We start from the raw sequence: 21,559 nt of genomic DNA on the forward strand, positions 1-21,559 counted from the left end.
TCCCCTCCCCCTGTTCTCTCCTCCACCCCCTACCGGGGTATGACATCCGACTTGGCTCCACGGTGCGACGCCCGGTCAGGCACCTCCTTCTTACCTTCCTCCTCGTCACGAGGAGAGGAGAAGGGGCATGGGCCGCTTCGCAAGGACACTGGTCACGGCAGCACTGGCGGCGGCCGTGGTCGCGGGCACCGCGGGATGGGCCTCGGCGGACGCCCAGACCGCGGTCACCGGCCCGCCGCCGGGCACCGCCGCCTGGCGGGCCGACGCGGTGTCCGGGCGGCCGCTGCCGGACCCGGCGCGGGCGACGCCGTCGGAGGTCGCACGGTTCTTCGCCGGGCTGGAGGAGACCCGGGCGCAGGGCCTCGTACGCTCCCACCCGCTGGTGGTGGGCAATCTGGACGGGGCTCCGCTCCCTCTCAGGTACGAGGCCAACCGGCTGGCCGTGCTGGCGACCGGCGAGCCCCGCTTCGCTTCGCTGGCCGCGCCCGGCCGGCAGATCCTGGCCTTCGACCCGCGCGGGCGGGGCACCGTCGCCGAGGTCTTCGGGGACCTGCGGCGAGCCGAGCACGTCTCGGTGATCGTGCCGGGCTCGGACAACGACGCCACCACCTACGACCGCCCGCGGGCCGCCCACACCGGCCCGGCGGGCATGGCCCGCGCCCTGAGGTCCGCGACCGGGCCGGGCGTCGCCGTCATCGCCTGGACCGGCTACACCACGCCCGTCGGGATGGGCCTGGACACGGCCCGGGGGCGGCTGGCGCAGGCGGGCACGGTCCGCCTCGCCCGGTTCACCGAGGGGCTCGGCGCGGTCGGCGCACCCGACCCGGTGCTCTTCTGCCACAGCTACGGCTCGGTGGTCTGCGGGCTGGCGGCCCGGCACGCGGACGCCACCGACATCGTCGCCTTCGGCTCCCCCGGAATGCGCGCCGACAGCGTCGCCGACCTGCACACCGAAGCCCGCGTATGGGCGGCGCGCGGGCCCTCCGACTGGATCTCCGACGTGCCCAACGTGGAGTTCGCCGGGCTCGGCCACGGTGCCGATCCCACCTCGGCGGCCTTCGGCGCCCGCCCCGTCGACGCCGCCGACGTGACGGGCCACACCGGCTACTTCACCCCCGGCACCCGGTCCCTGAAGGCCTTCGCCTCCATCGCGACGGGAGCGGCCCGATGAGCACGCCGTCCCTCCTCACCAAGGCGCGGGCGGCCGCCGGCCGGATCGACGCGAAGACCCCCGCCCACCGGGACCGGGCGATCGACGGGCTGCGCGCGCTGGCCCTGCTGGCCGTGCCGACCGGGCACTGGCTGCTCGGCGGTTTCACCCTCGACCCCGAAGGCGGCCTGCACAACGCCAGCCCCCTCTCCGCCTTCGGCGGCCTGGCCCCGGCCAGTTGGGTGCTGCAGATGCTCGGCGTCTTCTTCCTCGTCGGCGGCTACGCCTCGGCGCTCTCCTTCCGGCGTCACACCGGATCGGCCGGGGCCTGGCTCAAGGGCCGGATCGCCCGGCTGGGGCGGCCGGTGCTCGGGGTCACGGCGGTGTGGGCGCTGGCCGCGCCCGTGCTGTACGCGGCCGGGGTGCCCGAGGCCACCCTGCGGACCGGGGCGAAGCTGGTGATCCAGCCGCTGTGGTTCGTGGGGGTGTACGCGGTGGTGACCGCGCTGACCCCGTACTGCGTGCGCGCCGCGCACCGGCTCGGAGGCTGGGCGGCGGCCCCGCTGCTCGCCTCGGTCGCCGTCGTGGACTTCCTGCGCTACGGGCCCTTCGCGGACTCGGTGCCCGGGTGGGTGGCGCTGGTGAACATCCTGCCGGGCTGGCTGTTCGCGTACCAGCTCGGCGTGGACTGGGGCGAGGGCCGGATCGGGCGGCGCGGAGGCCGGCTCCTGCTGGTGGGCGGTGGCGCGCTGTTCGCGGCCCTGCTGATGCTCTTCCACTACCCGGCGTCGATGGTCGGCGTGCCGGGCGAGGCCCGGACCAACTCGCATCCGCCGTCGCTGCTGGTACTGGCCCTGGCCGCGGCCCAGTCGGGAGCCGCGATCCTGCTGCGGGACCGGCTGGCCCGGCTGCTGGCCCGGCCGCTGCTGTGGGCGCCGGTGGTCGTGATCAACCTGTGCGCGATGACGATCCTGTGCTGGCACCAGACGGCGATGCTGGCGGCCGCCGTACCCGGCTCGTTCGCGGGCGGCCTGGCCGGGCTGACGACGGCGCCGGACAGTGTCGGGTGGATCGTGGCGCGGCTCGCGTGGATGCCGGTGTTCGCGGTGCTGCTGGTGGGCATCGCCCGGTACGCCCGCCGCTTCGAGCAGCCGTGGACACGGGCCTCGGCGACGCGACGGACCGTCGCGGGCCTGCTGGCGGCCGGATTCGCGGTGTTCGCCCTGGGACTGGCGTAGGCCGTCTCTTCCGGATCTTGTTCACCGTCGCAGCTGACCGCGACTGAACGGGCGGACGGCCGGAGCACCCGTATGAAACGAGAGCGCCGCTCCCCGAGGGGAGCGGCGCTCTCGTGCGTTCTCGTGCGCTCTCGGCGAGCCGTCAGGCGATGGAGGCGGCGACGATAGCGGCGACCGCGAGGTTGCAGGATGCCGTCACCCACACGGCGGGGTGCGGCTCGGGGTCGACCACGATGGCGCCGAGCTTGCCCGGGGTCACCAGGTCCAGCACCAGGAAGGCCACGGCCATCAGGATCAGGCCGAGGAGTCCGAAGGCCGCCGTGGAGAGCAGGCCCTTGCCGAAGCTGTCGTACGTGGTCCAGATCGAGGTGAAGACGATGCCGCCGATGCCGAGCAGCGCCGAGGAGAGCATCACGGAGGCGTTCCGGTTGCGCTCTTCCCAGATCTGCTTCGGCAGTTTGCCGGGGGTCAGCACGTCCACCAGGACGATGCCGAGGATGAGCAGCACCAGGCCGACGCCGCCGAATGCGGTGGTGCGGCCAAGTCCGTTGATGATGTCGCTCATTGGGAAGCCGTCTCCGGGGTGGGGTAGGAAGTACGTCGCGTGCCTGTCGTCGCGGTGGCCGAATCTATCGCACGGCACCGCACCCGACCATGGGGAGGTCAGGAAATGGCAGAGCTCAGGGCGGCGCGGCCCGCCGAGGCCGGAGCGCTGACGGAGCTGGTCCTGCGCTCCAAGGCGCACTGGGGGTACGGCGCGGAGTTCCTTGCCGCGTGCGCGCCGGAGTTGCGGATCGGGGCCGGAGACGTGGTGCGGCGGCGGATCGTGGTCGCCCAGGGGGCGGCCGGGGCCCGGTCCGGCGGCGGCCCGGCCGCCGTGCTCGGGCTCGCTTCCCTGGACGGGGAGCCGCCGCTCGGGCGGCTGGGGCTGCTCTTCGTCGAACCGGCCGCCATCGGCTCGGGCGTGGGCCGCCTGCTGTACCGGGACGTGCTGCGGCGCGCCGCCGGGCTCGGCTTCCGCCGGCTGCTGATCGACGCCGATCCGCATGCCACGGGGTTCTACCGGGCGATGGGCGCGGTGGCCTCGGGTCCGGAACCGGAACCGGAACCGGGGCCGGAGCCGGACGCGGGGCCGGATGCCACCGGCGGGCTGGTGCGGTTCGAGGTGGCGCCCGTGCCCCTGGCCGACTGGGCCCGTGCCTGGACGGGCGGCCGGGCGGCCGTGCACGTGGGCAATGTCGCCGAGTACAACGCGCAGTTCGCGGACGCCTCCCTGGACCGGGAGCAGCACGCCGCCCACCACTACGCCTGCCTCGCCGCCTTCTACAGCCCGCGGCCGGCCGCGCTGGTGCTGCCGCGCCCGGTGCCGCCGGGATGGATCTCCTTGCTCGGGCGCCAACTGGACTGGCCCGCCGGGGTGGAGGTGTACGACGGGCTCGCGGAGCGGGATCCGGGCCTCTCGGACGCCGTACGGTCCCGGCCGGCGCTGGCCGCACGGCTGACCGGGACAGCGGCCGAGGCCGGGGCCGACACCGGGGTCGGAGCCGAGGCCGGTGCGCCCCTCGTACCGTGGGGCCTGACCGCCCCCTTCGCACGGCTGGCCCGGCGCCCGTGGCGACCGGACGAGCTGCGGTACGAGTCGAAGTCGGCGGCTCACGGCCTGTTCGGCCGGATCCTCGCGGAGGGCGGGCACCCCGCGATCACACTGCCCGCGCAGTGGCGGGCGGACACCCGGCGGACGGCGGTCCGGCTGCTGGCGTCCCGGACCAAGGCGGGCGAGAGCACCGTTCTGAAATCGGAGCACGGCGTCGGCGGCTCGGGCACCACGGTGATGACCCCCGGGCGGGTCCGCGCGGCCGGCGGCGCCCGGGCGGTGGTGCGGGCGCTGCCGCGCGGACCGCTGCTGGTGGAGGAGTACGTACGCGGTCCGGCGGATCCGGCCGAGCCGCGCGACCTCACGTACGACGGGTTCGTGGACCCGCGGGGCCGCGTGCACGAGGTCGGCGGGGCGGTCATGGACGTGGCGGACGGCGGGTACCGCGGGGCGACGGTGGGTCCGGGGGTGCTCCCCGGGTGGGCGGAGGAACCGCTGCTCGGCTTCGGCCGCGCAGTGGGCCGGGAGCTGTCGGCCGCCGGCTACCGGGGCTGGTTCGACGTGGACTTCGTCGCCGACGGCGCGGGACGGCTCGCCCCGACGGAGACGAACCTGCGCCTGACCGGGCCGTCCGTCGCCTTCGTGGTGGCGGCCCGGCTCGACGAACTGCGGGGCGCGGGGCACTTCGTACGGATCGCGGACCGGGTGGAGCTGGGTGCCCGGCTGCCGGAGGCGGCCTTCGGCGAACTGTGCGAGCGGCTGTCCCGCCGGTGCGCCGGGATGGGCGCGGTGTTCCTCCCCGCCATCCCCACCGGCGCCTTCGAACCGGCGCCCTGGATGGGCGCCCTGGTGGCCGCGACCGGCAGGGAGCTGCTGGACGCGGCCGAACGGCTGGTGCGGGCGGAGGCCCTGTCCGTCGGAGCGATGTTCGGGGAGCCGGCCGGGGCCCGGCCGGCCGGGACTCAGCCGGCCGGATCGGTGGCCCGGGCCCCGTCCCGGTCCGCTCCCTGAGCCGGAACCGAAGCCGAAGCCGACGCTGAAGTCGATGCCGACGCCGACGCCGACGCCGACGCCGACGCCGACGACGCCGGGTCCGGTTCCACGTCGAAGACACTGAGCGGCGGACGTGAGGCGTAGACCGCCACGATCCCGGCGGCGATCATCAGCGGGATGTTGAAGGCGTAGACGAGCGCGGCCTGTTGGGGCCAGTCCTGCTTGGCCGCGAGCCGGTAGAAGTTGTCCTGCGGCCACCACGCGGCCAGCAGGTAGACGATCGCCAGATGGGCGGCCGCGGTGATGCGCGGGCCGCGGCGCCCGTGGCGGCGCATCCGGGACCGGCCGGCGAACAGGAACCACACACCGGCCGCGAACGCCCAGCACTCGAACATGTAGAGGAGGAAGAAGAGCGTCGCGTACGGGTTCGGAACACCGGTGAGGTCCGTGGAACCGGGCCAGAGGATCAAGGTCAGGATCATGGTGAAGCCCGCCACCAGGACCAGCCCGACCGCGATGAAGAAGATGAGGCCGATCCATCCGGCGATGTTGGGCCCCTCGAACCCGCGCACGTACCTGCCGCCGTACTTGCTCCCGCCTCCGCCCGGCTCGTCCCCCGCCGATCCCGGCGGCATCGGGAGCGCGGCCCGCTGCTCGCGGCCGGCCCTGTCCCGGGGAATCCGGGGCAGCCGGAACACGGCACTCGGCATCATGGCCCCCGGAAGCCTGCCCGCCAGGTGCCGGCGCAGTTCCCCGCCGTCGGGGAGGTCGGAGCCAGGGGGCCAGGTGTCGTCCTCCGCGGCCGGGGCGAGGAAGGCGACGAGCATCGGCCGCGCGTTCACCCCCGTACCGGCGCCCTCGACCTCGGCCAGGAGCGCGGCGCCGACCGCCTCGTGGCTGCGGATGGCGGACTCGACGGGATGCGGGTCGAGGACTTTGCCGTCCGCGGTGAGCCGGTCGCGGATCCGGCCCCGGAACTCCAGCAGGCCGTCGGGGCGCAGCACTCCGAGGTCGCCGGTCGGGACCGGTTCGCCGCCGCCGGGCACGGTGAGGTGGATCTCCCCGTCGCGTACGTCCAGTACGCAGCCGGGGAAGGCGGCGCCGATCAGCGAGAGTTCCTCGGCGCCGTCCAAGGGGCCGGCGAGCTGCGGGAGTTCGAAGCGGGCGCCGACACCCGCCGCTTCGGTGGGCCCGTAGACGTTGAGCAGCCGGGCCCCGGGCCGCAGCCGGGCGAGCAGGGCGGCCTGCTCGTCGAGGTAGAGGCGGTCGCCGGTGACCGTGACCATGCGCAGTGACCGCAGCCCTTCGTCGGGGCGGCGCAGGGTCCGCGACAGGGACGCCTCCCGGTCGCGGACGAGGAGCTGGGTGGCGGTGCCGGGGTCGGTGTGCAGGACGGTGACCCGCTCGGCGTCGACGGCGCGGCGCAGCGATTCGGGTGTCCAGCGCGGGTCTTCGGGCAGGACGAGGGTGCCGCCCTCGCACAGGGCCCGCGGCCATCCGGCGGCGAAGCCGGTGAGGTCCGGGGCGGCGGTGATCAGGTGCCGGTCCTCGGGAACGGGCCCCACCACCCGGGCCCACCCCTCGTGGGCGGCGAGGAGCCGGTCGTGGGAGAGGGGGACGGCCCGCCGGTCCGCGCCTCCGGTGAAGAGCACGGCGGCCGTGTTCCCTCGGGGAGTCCGGTCCGGCGGATCGGTGGACAGCCCGCTCGTGGCCGCCGCCTGCTGGGCGTCGAGGCGGATCACCCGCAGGTCGCCGCCGTCGTCGAGGCGGGCCCGGTCGGCGGAGTCGGCGAGCAGGACGGAGGGGCGGGCGGCGGCGAGCTGGCGCTGTCCGGTGCGCGGGTTCTCCACGTCGACGACGGTGTAGGCGGCGCCGGCCTTGAGGATGCCGAGGAGCAGGACGAGGAGTTCGGCCCGCGGGGTGGAACCCACGGCGACGACGGCGTGCTCGGGCAGTCCCGAGCCGATCAGGTGGTGGGCCACCTGGTTGGCCCGTGCGTCGAGTTGTCCGTAGGTGAGACTGCCGGCGCCCGCGGCGAGGGCCTGGGCTCCCGGGGTGTCGCGTACCCAGCGTTCGAAGCGGGAGAGAACGGTGTCGCCGGTGTGCGGGCCGGAGTGCGTGAAGGGCTCTGATCCCTGCGTCATGGACCGATTCTGGCACCGGGCACCGACAGGCACGAGGGCCTCGGAAATCCCTCGTACGAACGATGGTTGATCCACTATCGTCCTGCGCTGGTACGCGGCCGGAGCCGGCCGGTACCGGTGGACAGGTTTCAAGTGGTCGGAGGCAGCAGCATGGCCAAGGAATTCCAGGTGACGTACGACTGTGCCGATCCGGGCGCGCAGGCGGTGTTCTGGGCGCAGGCTCTGGGCTATCGCGTCCAGTCGCCGGAGGGGTCCGCCGACTGGGCGGCCATCTCGGATCCGGACGGCAAGGGGCCGCGGCTCTACTTCCAGCGGGTCCCGGAGGCCAAGACGGAGGCGAAGAACCGCCTGCACCTGGACGTGCGGTCGGCGCCCGGCCTCAAGGGGGACGAGCGGATGGCCGTGCTGGAGGTGGAGGCCGCGAGGCTGGAGGAGCTCGGCGCGAAGCGGCTGTACCGGCTGGAGTCCGACGAGGAGAACGAAGGGATCATCGTGATGGCCGATCCCGAGGAGAACATCTTCTGCCTCGACTGACCTGTCGAACAGGGTTCCTGGTCACCCCGGGGGCATCTGCCCCTTGACCTCAAGTTTGGTTGAGGTCCTACGGTTCGTCTCATGGATATGGAAGTCACCGCCTGGACCTCGCTCCACAGCGCGATCAACGCCCAGCAGGACCGGCGCCCGCTCTCGCGGGCCGGCCTGCGCCGGATCGCCGCCTTCGCCCGCCCGCACCGGCGCGGGCTGACGTACTTCCTGCTGCTCAGCGTGGTGACCGCGCTGCTGGCGGTGGCCACCCCGGTGCTCGCGAGCCGCGTGGTCACCACGATCGTCGAGGGCCGCGAAGGCGGTACGGTCACCCGCCTCGCCCTGCTGATCGCGCTGATCGCGGTCGCGGAGGCGGGGCTGGGGCTGGTCCTGCGCCGGCTGTCGTCCACCCTCGGCGAGGGGCTGATCCTGGATCTGCGGACGGCGGTCTTCGACCACGTGCAGCGGATGCCGGTGGCGTTCTTCACCCGGACCCGGACCGGTGCGCTGGTCAGCCGGCTCAACAACGACGTGATCGGCGCGCAGCGGGCCTTCAGCAACACCCTGTCGGGGGTGGTGTCGAACACCGTGACGCTGCTGCTGACCCTGACCGTGATGCTGGGCATCTCCTGGCAGATCACGCTGCTGGCCCTCGTGCTCCTGCCGGTGTTCGTGCTGCCCGCCCGCCGGATGGGGGTGCGGATGGCGGCGCTGCAGCGTGAGGCGTCGGCGCTCAACGCCTCGATGGGCACGCAGATGACCGAGCGCTTCTCGGCGCCGGGCGCCACGCTCGTCAAGCTGTTCGGGCGGCCCGACGAGGAGTCGGCGGAGTTCGCGGCGCGCGCCGCCCGGGTGCGTGACATCGGGATCCGCACGGCGATGGCCCAGTCGGCCTTCATCACCGCGCTCACCCTGGTCTCCGCGCTGGCCCTGGCGCTCGTGTACGGGCTCGGCGGCCACTACGCGCTCGCCGGCACGCTGGACGCGGGCTCGGTGGTGGCCCTGGCCCTCCTCCTGACCCGGCTGTACGCGCCGCTGACCGCGCTCGCCGGGGCGCGGGTCGAGGTGATGAGCGCGATGGTCAGCTTCGAGCGGGTCTTCGAGATCCTCGACCTGAAGCCGCTGATCTCCCAGAAGCCGGACGCCCGCCGGGTGCCGGAGGGGCCGGTGGCCGTGGAGTTCGACAAGGTCTCCTTCGGCTACCCCTCCCCCGACAAGGTGTCCCTCGCCTCCCTGGAGGAGGTCGCGACCCTCGACGCGCGGGGCGGCACCGAGGTGCTGCACGAGGTGTCCTTCCGCGCCGAGCCCGGGCAGATGATCGCCCTGGTGGGTTCCTCGGGCGCCGGGAAGTCGACCATCGCGCAGTTGCTGCCCCGGCTCTACGACACCGACTCGGGTGCGGTCCGCCTCGGCGGGGTCGACGTACGGGACCTCACCGCGGACTCGATCCGCGAGACGCTGGGCATGGTCACGCAGGACGGCCACCTCTTCCACGAGTCGGTACGGGCCAACCTGCTGCTGGCCCGCCCGGAGGCCGGGGAGGACGAGATCTGGGAGGCCCTGCGCCGCTCCCGGCTGGACGGGCTCGTGGCCTCGCTCCCGGACGGGCTGGACACGGTCGTCGGCGAGCGCGGCTACCGGCTCTCGGGCGGGGAGCGCCAGCGGCTGACCATCGCCCGGCTGCTGCTGGCCGGCCAGCGGGTGGTGATCCTCGACGAGGCCACGGCCCATCTGGACTCCACCTCGGAGGCGGCGGTCCAGGAGGCCCTGGCCGAGGCCCTGTCGGGCCGGACCGCCGTGGTGATCGCACACCGGCTGTCGACGGTGCAGGCGGCCGACCTGATCCTGGTGGTGGAGGACGGCCGGATCGTGGAACGCGGCACCCACGCCGAGCTGCTGGCGGTGGGCGGACGGTACGAGGAGCTGTACCGCACCCAGTTCGCGGCGGCCGGCCCGGACGGGGACACCCCGGCGGCGGATGCCCTCCCGGACGGCGCGGCGGCGGTCTCCGGCGGGTGACGGCCAACGGGGCGGCCGGGGGCGGTATGGGTCCGCTGTGGTGGCCGAACCCCTCGTTCACGGGACGCACTGCGAACACGTCGGAACCACCGGCAGGTGATCGACGGGATTCTTCACCTCGAGCACGCCCGAGCCGTGGCCACCCGATGCGACGAGCGCGGCTACGGCTTCCTCGGCACTGTCACCGCAGAACGCCGCCTGGAGCGGAGACTCCAGGCGGCGGCGATGCGCCCCACCGTTGGCGAGCAGGCCGAGTCCGCGAGGGCGGGTTCAGATCTGGCGGTCGTCGCGATGGCGCCCAAGGGCCCGGCCGAAACGCTCGGAGATGCCCGGCATAAGGCTTTCGCCGTCAGCTGGTCGCTCCAGGCCGAAGACGTAGCCAGGGAAGTCCAGGCCCTTTTGCACGGCCCAGATCGCCTCGTGGTCCTGCGGCGGAAGAATCCGCGCCGGGTCGCCCACGGCCACCCAGCCGATCGGCACCATCGAGTCGGCGGGCAGCACCGTGCGCAGGTGCACGATGCCGTTGATGCGCACCTCTGAGCGCGTCCCGATCCGCGCGCCGTTGAACACCCTGCTGCCGGTTGCCAGAAACACCTCGTCCGCAACCGAGCATCCGGTCAGGTACGAGCCCGGGCCGACCAGGACCTGCCTGCCCAGGCTCAGCGGGTCGCGGCGTGTCCCGCGCAGGACCGCGTTCTCCATCACGATGCAGCCCTCGCCGAGTTCCACCGGGCCGCCTTCGGCGGTGAGCACGGCGCCGAACAGCACCCGGCACCCTGCTCCGACCCGCACGTCCCCGCACAGGGTCGCGGTCGGCGCGACATAGGCCGTGGGATGCACGGTCGGCGAGAAGCCCTCGTGATCGATCAACATGCCCGCGATCATGCCGCAGCCCGGGCCGGCTCCGCGCGCAATTCCACCTGCCGAGATTGCAGACCCCCTGCGCCTGGCTGCTGGGAAAGGAAGGGCGCGTGTGGAGGGAATGGGGGCCGCGTCGCCGGGCGGCCCCTTCACCGATCCTTCGCTTCGAATGCCTGGGCGACGGCCAGGCTGTCCTCGTAGACGTGGTGCCGGGTGACAAGGCCGTCCACGACGGTGAGATGCAGAGCGAACCGCGCCGTGTAGGCACGTCCGGTGGGCCGGGCGGTCTGGCGGATCTCACCCAGCACGACCGCGTCGCTTCCGTCGACAAGGATGCGCTCGACCTCGGTCGCCACACGCTCCGGCACGTGGTGCTCGGCGAGTTCGCGGTAGTGGGCCACGGCGTCAGCACGGGTGGACCGGTGACGGATCCACGGCGTGGCAGTACGGCCGTGCTCGGCCTCCGGCCAGTCGAGCTTCCAATCACCCTGCTCGGCATACAGTTCGGCGATGCGCTCGGGGTCGCCCTCGCCAATTCTGCGCAGCAACTCCTCAACCACGGGGCGCGTGTTGGCAGGTGTGGCTAGGGACATGGCGGACCTCTCCGTCCTGGCCCGCGTCCTGCGACGCGGAGAGATCACCAACCCTGTCAGCATGGGCACGCCGAGACGATTACCTCAGAGGTAAGGGTCCCGGGCCGGAGCACTGGTCGGCCGTCATCATCTGCCTGCACCGGATCACCGGATCGCCGGATCACCGGGGCACCGGGGCACCGGGGCGCCGCTCGGAGTCAGCCGAGAACGTCGCCGGGGGCGAGTCCCGACTCTCCGAGCCAGGTGAAGGTGAGCCCCTCTTCTTCGGCGACGGCGGCGAGCTGCCCCTTGAGACATACGAAGGCGAGCTGGAGGGCTTGGACGGCGTCGATCCCGTGGATCATCCAGACCCTGGATTCTCCGAGCCCGTCGAGCCGGCACGGGCAGACCCAGTCGCCGGCCGGATCGCTGTCACGGCGCGGTGCCCAGAGCCTGACGGCCACGGGGAAGGAGCTCCCGTCCTTGCGGTCGGCGACGACGTCGCGGTGTGCGATGACCTCGCCGAGCTGGATGTCCACCACAGATCCCCCAGTCATTTCGCCCATCGGGTCAAACCATGCTATCGACCGTCAAGTCCGCACCCACTCGTCACCGCGACCACCAGGCGTGCGGCGAGGGGGCAGGGGGACCGACCGGGGTTCCGCTCCGCTCAGCGCGTGCGCTCCTCCGCACCAGTGAGACGGGCGTAGACGACGACGTTGGCCGGGTAGCCGGTCTCCTTCGCGTACGTGCCGCCGCACGTGATGAGGCGCAGTTCGGGGCGGCCCGTGGCTCCGTACACCTGTTGGTCCGGGAAGCCCTTGCGGTCGTGGACCTCGACCGCGTAGACGGTGAACACCGCGGTCGTCCCATCCCGGCGTTCCACTTCTACGCGCTCGCCCTTCTTCATGGCTCCCAGCCGGTAGAAGACGGCAGGGCCCTGCTTGTTGTCGACGTGTCCGGCGATCAGGGCCGTGCCGTCGGATCCGGGGGATGCGCCGTCCGCGTACCAGCCGGCGAGGTTCTTGTCGTCGGGCGGGGGCGCTTGGAGGCTGCGGTCGCTCTCCAGGCCCAGCCCCGCCAGTGGGGCGTCGATGCGCAGCGAGGGTATGCGAACGCGTTCGGGCACGGCCGGGGCCATGGCCTGCGGCCGGGCACTCGCCGTGGGCGCGGGGTCATGCCTGCGGTCGTCGCGCAGCTCTCCGAGGAGGCGGCGTTGAGCACCGAGGAGGCCTTGGCTCTCCGAGGGTTGGGGTGGCGGCTGAGCCGAGTCGTCGGTGGTGATCAGCCAGATCCCCACACCTGCCGCCAGTGCGGTCAGGGATCCGAGCGTCCGGTTGCCCCAACGACGTCCATCCGGCACGTGTGCCCCCCTGCTCCGTGTGCTGTCGATCGATGCTGCGCGGCAGTGCCGGATCCGGGCTCGGGACTCCGGATCCGGCACCACCACACGTGTGCGGCCTGAGCCGCGGACAGGTCAGGCCCGGCCGGATGCCGTCCGGCGGCGTGCCATCCCCTGGACGCGGCCACGGAGCCACCCCCGTGTCAGGCAGGAACCGCGCCTCGGCATCAGCACACGGCCGCCGCACGTACGGCGCATCCCGGAGCACCGTCACCCGTTCGGCGTGTCGTGGACACGGCGAGACGCCGGCATCAACAACCTTGCAGGTGAAGCGATATGTCCAGGCCTGCGATCAAGACCTCGGAAGGTTCGACCGAATGGATGACGGATCTCACCGCCCAACCCGTAGACCAACCCCCTGCGCACGGTGCGGCCGGACTGGCCGTTCATCAGCCCCTTCCGGTCCAGGTCCAGGTCCAGGCCCATCGGCGGCTGCACGGGCCGAGCTCCGTGGAGCAGGGCCCGTACACAGGACGGGGCGGGTCGACGACGGAGCCCCTTCGGGGCGCCGATGTCCCTCTCCCGGGCCTCCTTGGAGGCCGAGCGGATGCGTGCCGGCGGTCAACAACTGCATCCCTGGGGCCCTTTCCAGCAGGCGTCGCAGCCACACACGAGATTCGGCGTCCAGATGGTCGGTGCCGTCGAGAACGAGCAGCATGTCGTGCCCCGCGAGCCACGGAATGGGATCCCCCGTTCCGAACGGCAGAAAGGGCATCCCCTCGACGGAGCCGAGAGCCGTCCACAACTCCGCGAGGCCGCAGGGGCGTTCGATGCCCATCACGGCCACGCCGTCGCTGAAGTTGGAGGCCAGGCGCTCGGCGACTGCCCGCACCAGGCGCGCCCCCGCCCCCTCCGGCCTCGCCACCTCCACGACTCTGGCTCGGCGTACGGCGACGAGCAGCTCGGCCAGCCCTCCCCGGTCTTCCGGTGACCGCCCTGGAGACGGTTCCACTCCCACACGTGCGTGAGTCACGCTTCCCCCCGATATCTACACAATGCTTCGAGCGCGAATGGTCAGGTTCACGCCAATGCAGTGATTATGCGCCACATGGGATCAAGGTCCGTACCTACTCCCAATTCCGGAGAAAGCCCCAATGAACGCGCAGCCGGCATACCGGCACGAGGAACGGCACCCCGCGGACGGCGATTGAGGACCGCTGACCCTGGAGATCCGACCCCGGCGCGATGGGGTCGGATGTTCGGTTTAGGTAGGTCTTAAGGCGGTCGTAAGCCAGCCGGAAGGGCTCCGTTCCCCCGTGGAGCGCTCACTACGTTCGGCGTTCCAGGGAGTCGCATCACGCGGCGCCGACCCCAGGGGACAGGAATCGGCGCCGCTCCTCCCCCGGCTTCCAGCACGTGTGCCACCCGTTCAGGAGATCCGCCAGTGTCCGTTCGCCGTTCAGCCGCCCGTATCGCCACGCTCAGTCTCACGCCGCTCGGCATCGCCGTGTACGCCGCCCTCCCGGCGGCCGCGCACGGCTCGATGACCGACCCGGTCAGCCGGGTCGCCGCCTGCTACGCGGAAGGACCGGAGAATCCGAGTTCGGCGGCATGCAAGGCCGCCGTTGCGGCCAGCGGCAAGCAGGCGTTCTACGACTGGAACGCGGTCAACATCCCCGACGCGGGCGGCCGCAGCAGCCAGATCATCCCCGACGGACGGCTCTGCTCCGCCGGCAACCCCACCTTCAAGGGCCTGGACCTGCCCCGCGGGGACTGGCCCGCCAGCTCGATGACCTCGGGGCAGCGCACCTTCCGCTACAAGGGGACCGCCCCGCATGCCGGCGGCTTCCAGCTCTACATCACCAAGGACGGTTACGACCCCACCAAACCGCTGAAGTGGTCCGACCTCGAAGACGAGCCGTTCGCGAGCGTCAACAGCCCCCAGATGCAGGGCCAGGACTACGTCTTCACCGGTACCGTGCCCCAGCGCACCGGACGCCACCTCATCTACGCGATCTGGCAGCGCTCCGACAGCCCCGAAGCCTTCTACAGCTGCTCCGACGTCGTCTTCGGCGCCGACAACGGCGGCAGCACCACGGGTGGGGCGTCCACCGGAGGGTCCTCCACGGGCGGGAGCGGCACCGGCGGCTCGGGCAGCACCTCGGGATCAGGGTCCACCGGTTCCACGGGGTCCACCGGCGGCACACCGAGCGCCAAGCCCTCGAAGCCGGGCAAGCCCAGCAAGCCGGGCCGCCCCGGGCGCGGCCGCTGGGACCGGATCGGCACGCCCGACTGCCCCTACGCCAAGGCCCCCACCGACACGCAGATCACCCAGGGCGCGCGCATGTCCTCCGTGGAGCACGCGGGCCACGGCGACGACGACCCCGGCACCAACGCCGCGTCCTCCACCCACGGCATCAGGCCCAACGGCGGCTCCGCTCCCCTCGACGGCGAGAACCTCGCCGAAACGGGCGGCAGCAGCACCACCCCTCTCATCGCCCTCACCGGCACCGTCGTCCTCGCCCTCGGCGTCACCTCCAGGATCTTGATCGCCCGACGCCGCCGCACCCGCTGACCGCGACACCGTCCGCCAGGGCCCCCTGGCCGGAGGGAAAGGGACGCGGCCGGGACTGCCCGGAGGGGGCCTCTCCGCCGCTCCCCCGGTGGTGCGTTGGGGTTCCGGTGGCGGGATCGGGCTCCGCACCCGTGGAGACTGTCCTGCAGGGACGCCTGAGGGATCACCGAAGAGGGAGTACGCCATGAGCACCGTCGCGCTGCTGGGGACCGGAATCATGGGGACGGGGATGGCACGGAACCTGCTGCGGTCCGGGCAGGAGGTCCGGGTCTGGAACCGGACCCGGGAGAAGGCGGCCGCGCTGGCCGCCGACGGTGCGGTCGTCGCCGACAGCCCGGCCGATGCGGTGGCCGGGGCGGACGTGGTGATCACCATGCTGGCCGACGGCGCGGCGGTGGCCCGGGCCATGGCCGCCGCCGTGGAGGGGTTGAGCGCCGGTCAGGTGTGGGCGCAGATGGGCACGGTCGGCCTGGCCGACATCGATGAACTGGCCGCCTTCGCCGGCGAACACGGGATGGTCTTCGTGGACGCCCCGGTGCAGGGCACCCGCCAGCCCGCCGAGGACGGGACCCTGGTGGTGCTGGTCGGCGGCCCGGCCGACCCGCGGCTGGACCCGGTCTTCGCCGCCGTCGGGAGCAGCGTGCTGCGGGTCGGGGAGGAGCCCGGGTCCGCGACCCGGCTGAAGCTGGCCACCGTCGGGTACGCGATCACCGTGACGGCCGCGGTCGGCGAGGCCCTGGCGCTGGCCGAGGGGCTGGGGGTGGACCCGGACCTGTTCGCGCGGGTCGTGACCGGCGGCCCGATGGACAGCCCGTACCTCCAGACCAAGATGCGGGCCGTACTGGACCGGGACTTCACGCCGAGTTTCACGGTGCGCGGCGCCGAGAAGGACACCGGTCTGATCGCCGACGCGGCGGAGTCGGCCGGGGTGTCGGTGGACCTGGCCGTCGCCGCGCGGGCCCGTTTCCACCGCGCCGACGCCCTGGGCCACGGCGACGAGGACATGGCGGCCGGCTACTTCGCGGGCTTCCCCGACCAGCCCTGAGCGACGGCCCCGCCCCGGCGTGCGGGGCTCAGCCCTCGTACGGGTGGGGGCGGGTCCGCAGGGTGTGGCCGTGCCGCAGGCCCTCGCGGAAGGCCGCCTCGTACGCCTGGTCGCCGAGCTCCCCGCGTGCCGTGCGCTCGAACTCCTCGCGTACGGAGGCCAGTTCGGGTGTCCCGCGCTGCGGGTGGCCGACGGCCTGCCAGAAGGCTTGGCCCGTGCCGTACGCGCGGGCCGCGCCGGCCCCGTCTCCGGTCGCGGCGCGGGCCGCCGCGAGCAGATCGAGGCCGAGCGCCGTGCCGAAGCTGTCGCCCAGCTCCCGCTTGCTCTCCAGCATGGCGCGGGCGTGTACGGCGGACTCGGCGGGGCGGCCCTCGAAGAGGCAGATCAGGGCCAGTTGGTAGTCGGCGTAGGCCCGGGTCCAGTGTTCGCCCCGCTCGGCGCAGCCGGCGCGCAGCAGTTCGGCCTCTTCCCGGGCGTCGGTGAACAGGCCCGTTCCGGTGAGCGCGAAGACCCGTACGAGGTGGCAGCGGATCCGGGGCCCCGAGTCGAACGGCGTGCCGGGGAAGGCTTCGAGGGCGTTGTCGGAGACGATCCGCGCGGCCAGCGGCCGTCCGGCCAGCAGGTGACTCAGGCCCAGCAGGTACGCGGCGTCCAGCGCCGGGCCCGCATCCCCCTCCGGGCCCTCGTCGAGCCCCGCGGCCAGGGCCTCGCAGCCGATGGCGATCCGGTGGGCCTGCTCCTGTTCGCCCTGGAGCAGCAGGGTCACCCCGAGGGCCCACAGGGCGCGCACCCGGGTCCGCGGGTGCACTTCCTCGGGCCGTGCGGCGGCCAGCGCCCGCTCCAGGTAGCCGCGGGCGGCGTGCAGGTGGCCGCAGCAGGCCCAGTAGAAGCCGGCCCGGGCGGCCAGGTCCAGGGCCCGTTCGGGGGCGGTGGCCAGGTGGTGTTCGAGGGCCGCGCACAGGTCTTTGTGCACCGCCTCGACCCTGCGGTATCCGATCCGCTGGGCGGGCCCGAGCCAGTCCCGCTCGGCGGTGCGCACGAGCTCGGTGAAGTACGCGGCGTGCGCCTCCCGGAGCGCCTCGCGCTCCCCGGCCTCGTCGCGCCACATGGCCCCGTACTCCCGGATCGTGTCCAGCATCCGGTACGAGCCGTCCGCGCCTCGGCGTACGACGGACTTGGCGACCAGCGCGTCGAGCAGCGGCGGGATGTCCGTCTCGGTGAGCGGGGCGGCGCGGCAGACGGCGCGTGCGGCCTCCAGGTCGAAGGAGCCGCCGAAGACGGACAGCCTCAGCCACAGGAGCCGTTCGCGCGGCGTGCACCACTCATGGCTCCAGCCGATGGCGGTGCGCAGCGCGCGGTGGCGCGGCGGCCGGACGGGCGCGGGTGCGGCCAGCGGGCCGATCCTGCGGGCGAGCCGCTCGGCCAGCTCCTCGATGGTGTGGTCGGTCAACTGCGCGGCGGCCAGTTCCAGCGCGAGGGGTACCCCTTCGAGGCGGGCGCACACGGAGCGGGCGGCCTCGAGCCGGGCCTCGGTCCAGGGCGGCGCCTGCCCGGGGGCGGCGGTGGCGGCCCGCCGGGTGAACAGGGATAGGGCTTCCTCGGGGCCCGACGGGTCCGCGGCGTGCGGCAACGGGCCGATGTCCAGCACGTGTTCGTCCGCCAGTCCGAGCGGCTGCCTGCTGGTGAGCAGCAGGACGAGGTGCGGGGCGGCGTCGAGCAACTCCCGTACGAGGCCCCGTACGGCGGTCACCAGATGCTCGCAGCAGTCCAGTACGAGGAGCAGCCGGCGCCCGCCGATCCATTGCCGCACCGCTGCGGCCGGGGTACGGGCGGTGTGGTCGGCGAGGTCCAGGGCGTCGGCCACGGTGGCCACGAGCAGTCGCTCGTCGGGCAGCGGGGAGAGGTCGGCCCAGTGGACCCCGTCGGGGAAGGGGCCCGGCTGGGCGCCGGCCACCGCCGGGCGGCAATCCCCTACCGGGTCGGCGGCGCCCACTGGACCGACGGCGTCCAGTGGGCGCATGGCATCCGCCGGACTGGCGGCGTCCGTTGGACGGGCGGCTTCCGCCGAGCCAGCGGCCTCCAGTGGACCAGCGGCGTCCGGTGGACCAGCAGTGTCGGCCGGACCAGCGGCCTCCGGTGGACCAGCGGCGTCTGCCAGGCCGGCAGGCCCTGGCCCTGGCACGCCGGCCCGGCCGGGGCCGCTCACCCCCGCAGCCCCCGCGAGGTCAACCGCGCGGCGGGCCAGGCGGGTCTTGCCGACGCCGCCCGGTCCGGTCAGGGTGATCAGCCGCCGCTCGCGCAAAGCCCTTTCGAGCAGGGCCAGTTCTGCGGTCCGCCCCACGAAGGAGGCGGAGTCCCCGGCCTCGTACCCGTCGCCATGTCCCAGCACCCGACCAGTGTGGCGTACGGGGCGGGTGCCACGGGTGCGGTCGCTCTCGGCCGGGGTCCCGGCTCAGGGTGCCCGCGGCACGGGGCGTCACCGCTCCGGGCTGCGGATGCGCGGGCGCCCGGGGGGCGTCGCAGGTGACGGCGCGCCCGTTGGTGCCGCAGTGGGTGTGGTGGAGCTTCCCCGTCTTGGTGATGGCCTTGATCTTCACGTCGTTGCCCTGGACGGCCAGGGCGACGGTGCAGACGCCGACGGGGTGGCCGGTGACCGGTGCCCCCGTGAGGTCGGTCCGGTCGAAGTCGCCCCACCGGCCCGCCGATTCGCGGGCCGGACCTGCCCGCGGCCGACGGCCGGCGCTCATCTCACGTGCAGCCCGAAGCCCGTGCGGCCCGCGGGCTCCAGGCCCTCTTTCAGGTGCAGCGAGGGGATCTCGTACTCGCCGAAGTTCTGCCGCCGGAAGGCGATGGGCTCGGTCGACTCCAGGGTGAGCAGCCGCTCCACCCAGGCCTTCGCGACGTCCGCGTAGTCCTCGCCGGACATCCGGTCCGTGCTGTACAGCACGAACGGCGGCAGCGCCTCGATCCCCGGGTAGTAGAGGATCCCGTGGTGGATCGGGAACAGCAGGTCGTCGATGGGGCCGTTGATACCGCGAGCGGCATAGTGCGACTCCGGGCCGCCGACGGTCACCGACAGCAGGGCCCTGCGGCCCGCGAGGGTGCCTTCGCCGAAGCGCTCCCCGTACTGGGTGGCGCTGTGTTCGCCGACTCCGTACGCGAAGCGATAGGTGAACACCCGGTCCACCCAGCCCTTGAGGATCGCGGGCATCGTGTACCACCACAGCGGGAACTGGAAGATGACCGTGTCGGCCCACAGCAGCTTCTCCTGCTCGGCGAGCACGTCCGGGGTGAGCTCCCCGGCCTCGAAGGCCCGGCCCGAGTCCAGGGCGACCTTCAGCGGACTCGATGCGTGGCGGCCGTAGTCCGCGGCGTCCACGACGGCCTTCCAGCCCATCGCGTACAGATCGCTCACCCGCACCTCGTGGCCGGCGCCCTCCAAGGTGGAGACCGCCAGGTCCTTCAGCGAGCTGTTGAGCGACTTCGGCTCGGGGTGGGCGTAGACGATCAGCGTCTTCACGGGAACTCCTCCGGATCGGATGCCTCGATCCTGGGCCCCGCGGCGCCCGGTGTTCAGGGGCGCGCCTTCCATCGGACCGGACTTCCTGGTACCGGCAGGGCCACCTTGGCGGGCGCCGTCGCGGCCATACTGGACCCATGGACGATCTTGCGGGCTTCCTGCGGACCCGGCGCGCACGGGTCAATCCGGCGGCCGTCGGCATCCCCACCGACAGCCGCCGCCGGGTCGAGGGGCTGCGCCGCGAAGAGGTCGCGCACCTGTCCGGTGTCAGCGTCGACTACTACGTGCGCCTGGAGCAGGGCCGTGCGACCCAGCCCTCCGAGCAGGTCCTCGACGCGCTCGCCCGGGTCCTCGGCCTCGACGAGACCGAGCGCGGGCACCTCTACCGGCTCTCCCGGCAGCGCCGCCGCCGCGCGAAGGCGCCGGGCGGGCGGATCCGCCCGGAGGTGCTGCGCGTCCTCGACCTCGTCGCCGGCGCACCCGCGCTGATCATGGACCACCGGCTCGACGCGCTGGCCGGGAACCGCCTCGCCGAGCTCCTCTTCGGCCGGCCGATGCCGGGCCTGAACACCGCCCGGCACATCTTCCTGGAGGAGGCCGAGCGCGGCCTCTACGCGGACTGGGAGCAGTGCACCCTCGACGTGGTCGGGCACCTGCGCCTGGCCGCGGGCCAGTACCCCGAGGACCCCAAACTGGCTTCGCTCATAGGCGAACTGGCGATGGGCAGCGAGCGGTTCCGCCGGCTGTGGGCCCGTGCGGACGTGCGCGCCCGCACCCACGGCCGCAAGGCGTTCCGCCACCCGCTGGTCGGACTGCTGGAACTGCACCAGGAGAACTTCGCGCTGCCGGGCGAATCCGGCATGGAACTGCTGGTCCTGTCCGCGGCCCCCGGCAGCCCCGCCGAAGACGGCCTCCGGCTGCTCGCGGGCCTGGGCGCGGACAGCACCGACGCCCGCCCCCCGGCGAACGTCCCGGTACGGGACTGACCGGGAGGCACTGCTGGAGAGCGACTACGAGGGGACCAGCTCGCTGGAGCGCTTCGCGGCGCGGCCCACCTGGTGGACCCGGTTCTTCGGCACGGTCGGGTGATCCGACCTCCCGGCGGGTCCCTTCGGGGAGATCCGAGACGGACGGACTAGGGAGCGAGTACGTCCAGTTCCTCCAGCGCGCCCACCGCGATCTGCCGCGTCAGCGCCTCCGCGGCGGCCGCGTCGCCCTCCCGTACGGCCTCGGCGACCCGGACGTGCAGGGTGACGGCGGCCGGGTCCGGGTCGTGGAACATCACCGCGTGCCGGGTGCGCCCGGTCAGGACCTCGGCGACGACGTCGCCGAGCCGCGCGAACATCTCGTTGCCGGAGGCGTTGAGCACGATCCGGTGGAAGGCGATGTCGTGGTGGAGGTATCCGTCGAGCTGGTGGCCGCGTGAGGTGCGGACCATGCCCAGGGCAGCCTCGGTGAGCTCGGCGCACTGCTCGGGGGTGGCCCGCAGCGCCGCGAGTCCGGCCGCGACCGGTTCGATGGCCGAGCGCAGCACGGTGAGCGAGCGCAACTGGCGGGGGCGGTCCGCGCCGGCGAGGCGCCAGCGGATGACGCGCGGGTCGTAGACGTTCCACTCCTCCGTGGGGCGGACGGTGACGCCGACCCGGCGGCGGGACTCGACCAGCTGCATCGACTCCAGCACGCGGACCACTTCGCGGACCACGGTCCGGGAGGCTTCGAAGCGTTCGGCGATCTCGTCGGTGCGCAGCACGCTGCCGGGTGGGTGCTCCCCCGCCGTGATCGCCAGGCCGATCGTGTCCAGTACGCGGGAGTGGAGCCCTTGGCCGCCCGGCCCGCCCGCTCCGCCCGGTCCGCCCGGCCCTTCAGTGGTCATGGCGTAAGCGTACGGTGACCACCGAATGGACAAAAGATGTGATGTTTTACCGATGACCCCTTGAATAAGTACTACGTAATGGGCTTCAGTGGAGCCCAGGTCCTCCGG

The 21,559-nt window shown here is 73.2% G+C and carries 17 protein-coding genes; 8 read left to right on the forward strand and 9 right to left on the reverse strand.

The genetic code is table 11. From position 1 onward, the window contains the following. The first annotated feature begins 127 nt into the window (after positions 1-127). Complete coding sequence (locus OHA37_RS02615) at positions 128-1,171, forward strand: alpha/beta hydrolase (RefSeq protein ID WP_266902001.1); 1,044 nt, start codon at positions 128-130, stop codon at positions 1,169-1,171. Next, positions 1,168-2,388 carry an acyltransferase family protein gene (locus OHA37_RS02620; protein ID WP_266902003.1) on the forward strand — a complete coding sequence of 407 codons (1,221 nt, stop codon included), beginning with the start codon at positions 1,168-1,170 and terminating at the stop codon, positions 2,386-2,388. The genes OHA37_RS02615 and OHA37_RS02620 overlap by 4 nt, the downstream gene beginning before the upstream one ends. A 142-nt stretch (positions 2,389-2,530) precedes the next feature. Here the strand turns inward: OHA37_RS02620 and OHA37_RS02625 are convergent, their stop codons facing one another. Then, complete coding sequence (locus OHA37_RS02625) at positions 2,531-2,953, reverse strand: DUF350 domain-containing protein (RefSeq protein WP_266902005.1); 423 nt, start codon at positions 2,951-2,953, stop codon at positions 2,531-2,533. Between the two features lie 105 nt (positions 2,954-3,058). Here OHA37_RS02625 and OHA37_RS02630 point away from each other — a divergent pair, with 105 nt between their 5' ends. Then, positions 3,059-4,993 (forward strand): GNAT family N-acetyltransferase, encoded by a 1,935-nt coding sequence (locus OHA37_RS02630; RefSeq protein WP_266902007.1) that lies wholly within the window; start codon positions 3,059-3,061, stop codon positions 4,991-4,993. Here the strand turns inward: OHA37_RS02630 and OHA37_RS02635 are convergent. Continuing rightward, positions 4,945-7,119, reverse strand: coding sequence for an AMP-binding protein (locus OHA37_RS02635; RefSeq protein ID WP_266902009.1), 2,175 nt, complete (start codon positions 7,117-7,119; stop codon positions 4,945-4,947). The genes OHA37_RS02630 and OHA37_RS02635 overlap by 49 nt on opposite strands. 150 nt (positions 7,120-7,269) lie before the next feature. Here OHA37_RS02635 and OHA37_RS02640 point away from each other — a divergent pair, with 150 nt between their 5' ends. Continuing rightward, positions 7,270-7,653 (forward strand): VOC family protein, encoded by a 384-nt coding sequence (locus OHA37_RS02640; protein WP_266902011.1) that lies wholly within the window; start codon positions 7,270-7,272, stop codon positions 7,651-7,653. 81 nt (positions 7,654-7,734) lie between these two features. Then, positions 7,735-9,663 carry an ABC transporter ATP-binding protein gene (locus OHA37_RS02645; RefSeq protein ID WP_266902013.1) on the forward strand — a complete coding sequence of 643 codons (1,929 nt, stop codon included), beginning with the start codon at positions 7,735-7,737 and terminating at the stop codon, positions 9,661-9,663. Between the two features lie 270 nt (positions 9,664-9,933). Here the strand turns inward: OHA37_RS02645 and OHA37_RS02650 are convergent, their stop codons facing one another. The 4 genes from OHA37_RS02650 to OHA37_RS02665 all read right to left on the reverse strand — a co-directional run bounded on the left by OHA37_RS02650 (position 9,934) and on the right by OHA37_RS02665 (position 12,459). After that, on the reverse strand, positions 9,934-10,536 hold the full coding sequence (locus OHA37_RS02650; RefSeq protein WP_266902015.1) for a gamma carbonic anhydrase family protein: 603 nt from the start codon (positions 10,534-10,536) through the stop codon (positions 9,934-9,936). Positions 10,537-10,673: 137 nt separating this feature from the next. Continuing rightward, positions 10,674-11,117 (reverse strand): nuclear transport factor 2 family protein, encoded by a 444-nt coding sequence (locus OHA37_RS02655; protein ID WP_266902017.1) that lies wholly within the window; start codon positions 11,115-11,117, stop codon positions 10,674-10,676. A 197-nt stretch (positions 11,118-11,314) separates the two neighbouring features. Then, positions 11,315-11,653: a DUF6968 family protein gene (locus OHA37_RS02660; protein WP_266902019.1), complete on the reverse strand. Its 339-nt coding sequence runs from the start codon at positions 11,651-11,653 to the stop codon at positions 11,315-11,317. Between the two features lie 113 nt (positions 11,654-11,766). Beyond that, a complete protein-coding gene (locus OHA37_RS02665) occupies positions 11,767-12,459 on the reverse strand; it encodes a class F sortase (RefSeq protein WP_266902021.1) in 693 nt (230 codons plus the stop codon). A 1,423-nt stretch (positions 12,460-13,882) separates the two neighbouring features. Between OHA37_RS02665 and OHA37_RS02670 the strand changes: the two genes are divergently transcribed. Both OHA37_RS02670 and OHA37_RS02675 read left to right on the forward strand, forming a co-directional pair. Beyond that, positions 13,883-15,013 carry a lytic polysaccharide monooxygenase auxiliary activity family 9 protein gene (locus OHA37_RS02670; protein ID WP_266902023.1) on the forward strand — a complete coding sequence of 377 codons (1,131 nt, stop codon included), beginning with the start codon at positions 13,883-13,885 and terminating at the stop codon, positions 15,011-15,013. Between the two features lie 184 nt (positions 15,014-15,197). Beyond that, positions 15,198-16,058 carry an NAD(P)-dependent oxidoreductase gene (locus OHA37_RS02675; RefSeq protein ID WP_266902025.1) on the forward strand — a complete coding sequence of 287 codons (861 nt, stop codon included), beginning with the start codon at positions 15,198-15,200 and terminating at the stop codon, positions 16,056-16,058. Positions 16,059-16,086: 28 nt separating this feature from the next. Here the strand turns inward: OHA37_RS02675 and OHA37_RS02680 are convergent, their stop codons facing one another. Further along, entirely contained in the window at positions 16,087-18,078 is a 1,992-nt protein-coding gene (locus OHA37_RS02680; protein ID WP_266902027.1) for an ATP-binding protein, read from the reverse strand. Between the two features lie 723 nt (positions 18,079-18,801). Continuing rightward, on the reverse strand, positions 18,802-19,578 hold the full coding sequence (locus tag OHA37_RS02685) for an NAD(P)H-dependent oxidoreductase (RefSeq protein WP_266902029.1): 777 nt from the start codon (positions 19,576-19,578) through the stop codon (positions 18,802-18,804). 137 nt (positions 19,579-19,715) lie between these two features. Here OHA37_RS02685 and OHA37_RS02690 point away from each other — a divergent pair, with 137 nt between their 5' ends. Next, positions 19,716-20,564, forward strand: a complete 849-nt coding sequence (locus tag OHA37_RS02690; protein ID WP_266902031.1) for a helix-turn-helix transcriptional regulator — start codon at positions 19,716-19,718, stop codon at positions 20,562-20,564. 149 nt (positions 20,565-20,713) lie between these two features. On the opposite strand, the gene OHA37_RS02695 is transcribed toward OHA37_RS02690, so the two are convergent. Further along, complete coding sequence (locus tag OHA37_RS02695; RefSeq protein ID WP_266902033.1) at positions 20,714-21,451, reverse strand: FadR/GntR family transcriptional regulator; 738 nt, start codon at positions 21,449-21,451, stop codon at positions 20,714-20,716. Positions 21,452-21,559 lie beyond the last annotated feature (108 nt).

The sequence above is a fragment of the Streptomyces sp. NBC_00335 genome (assembly GCF_036127095.1).
In the GTDB taxonomy this organism is placed as follows: domain Bacteria; phylum Actinomycetota; class Actinomycetes; order Streptomycetales; family Streptomycetaceae; genus Streptomyces.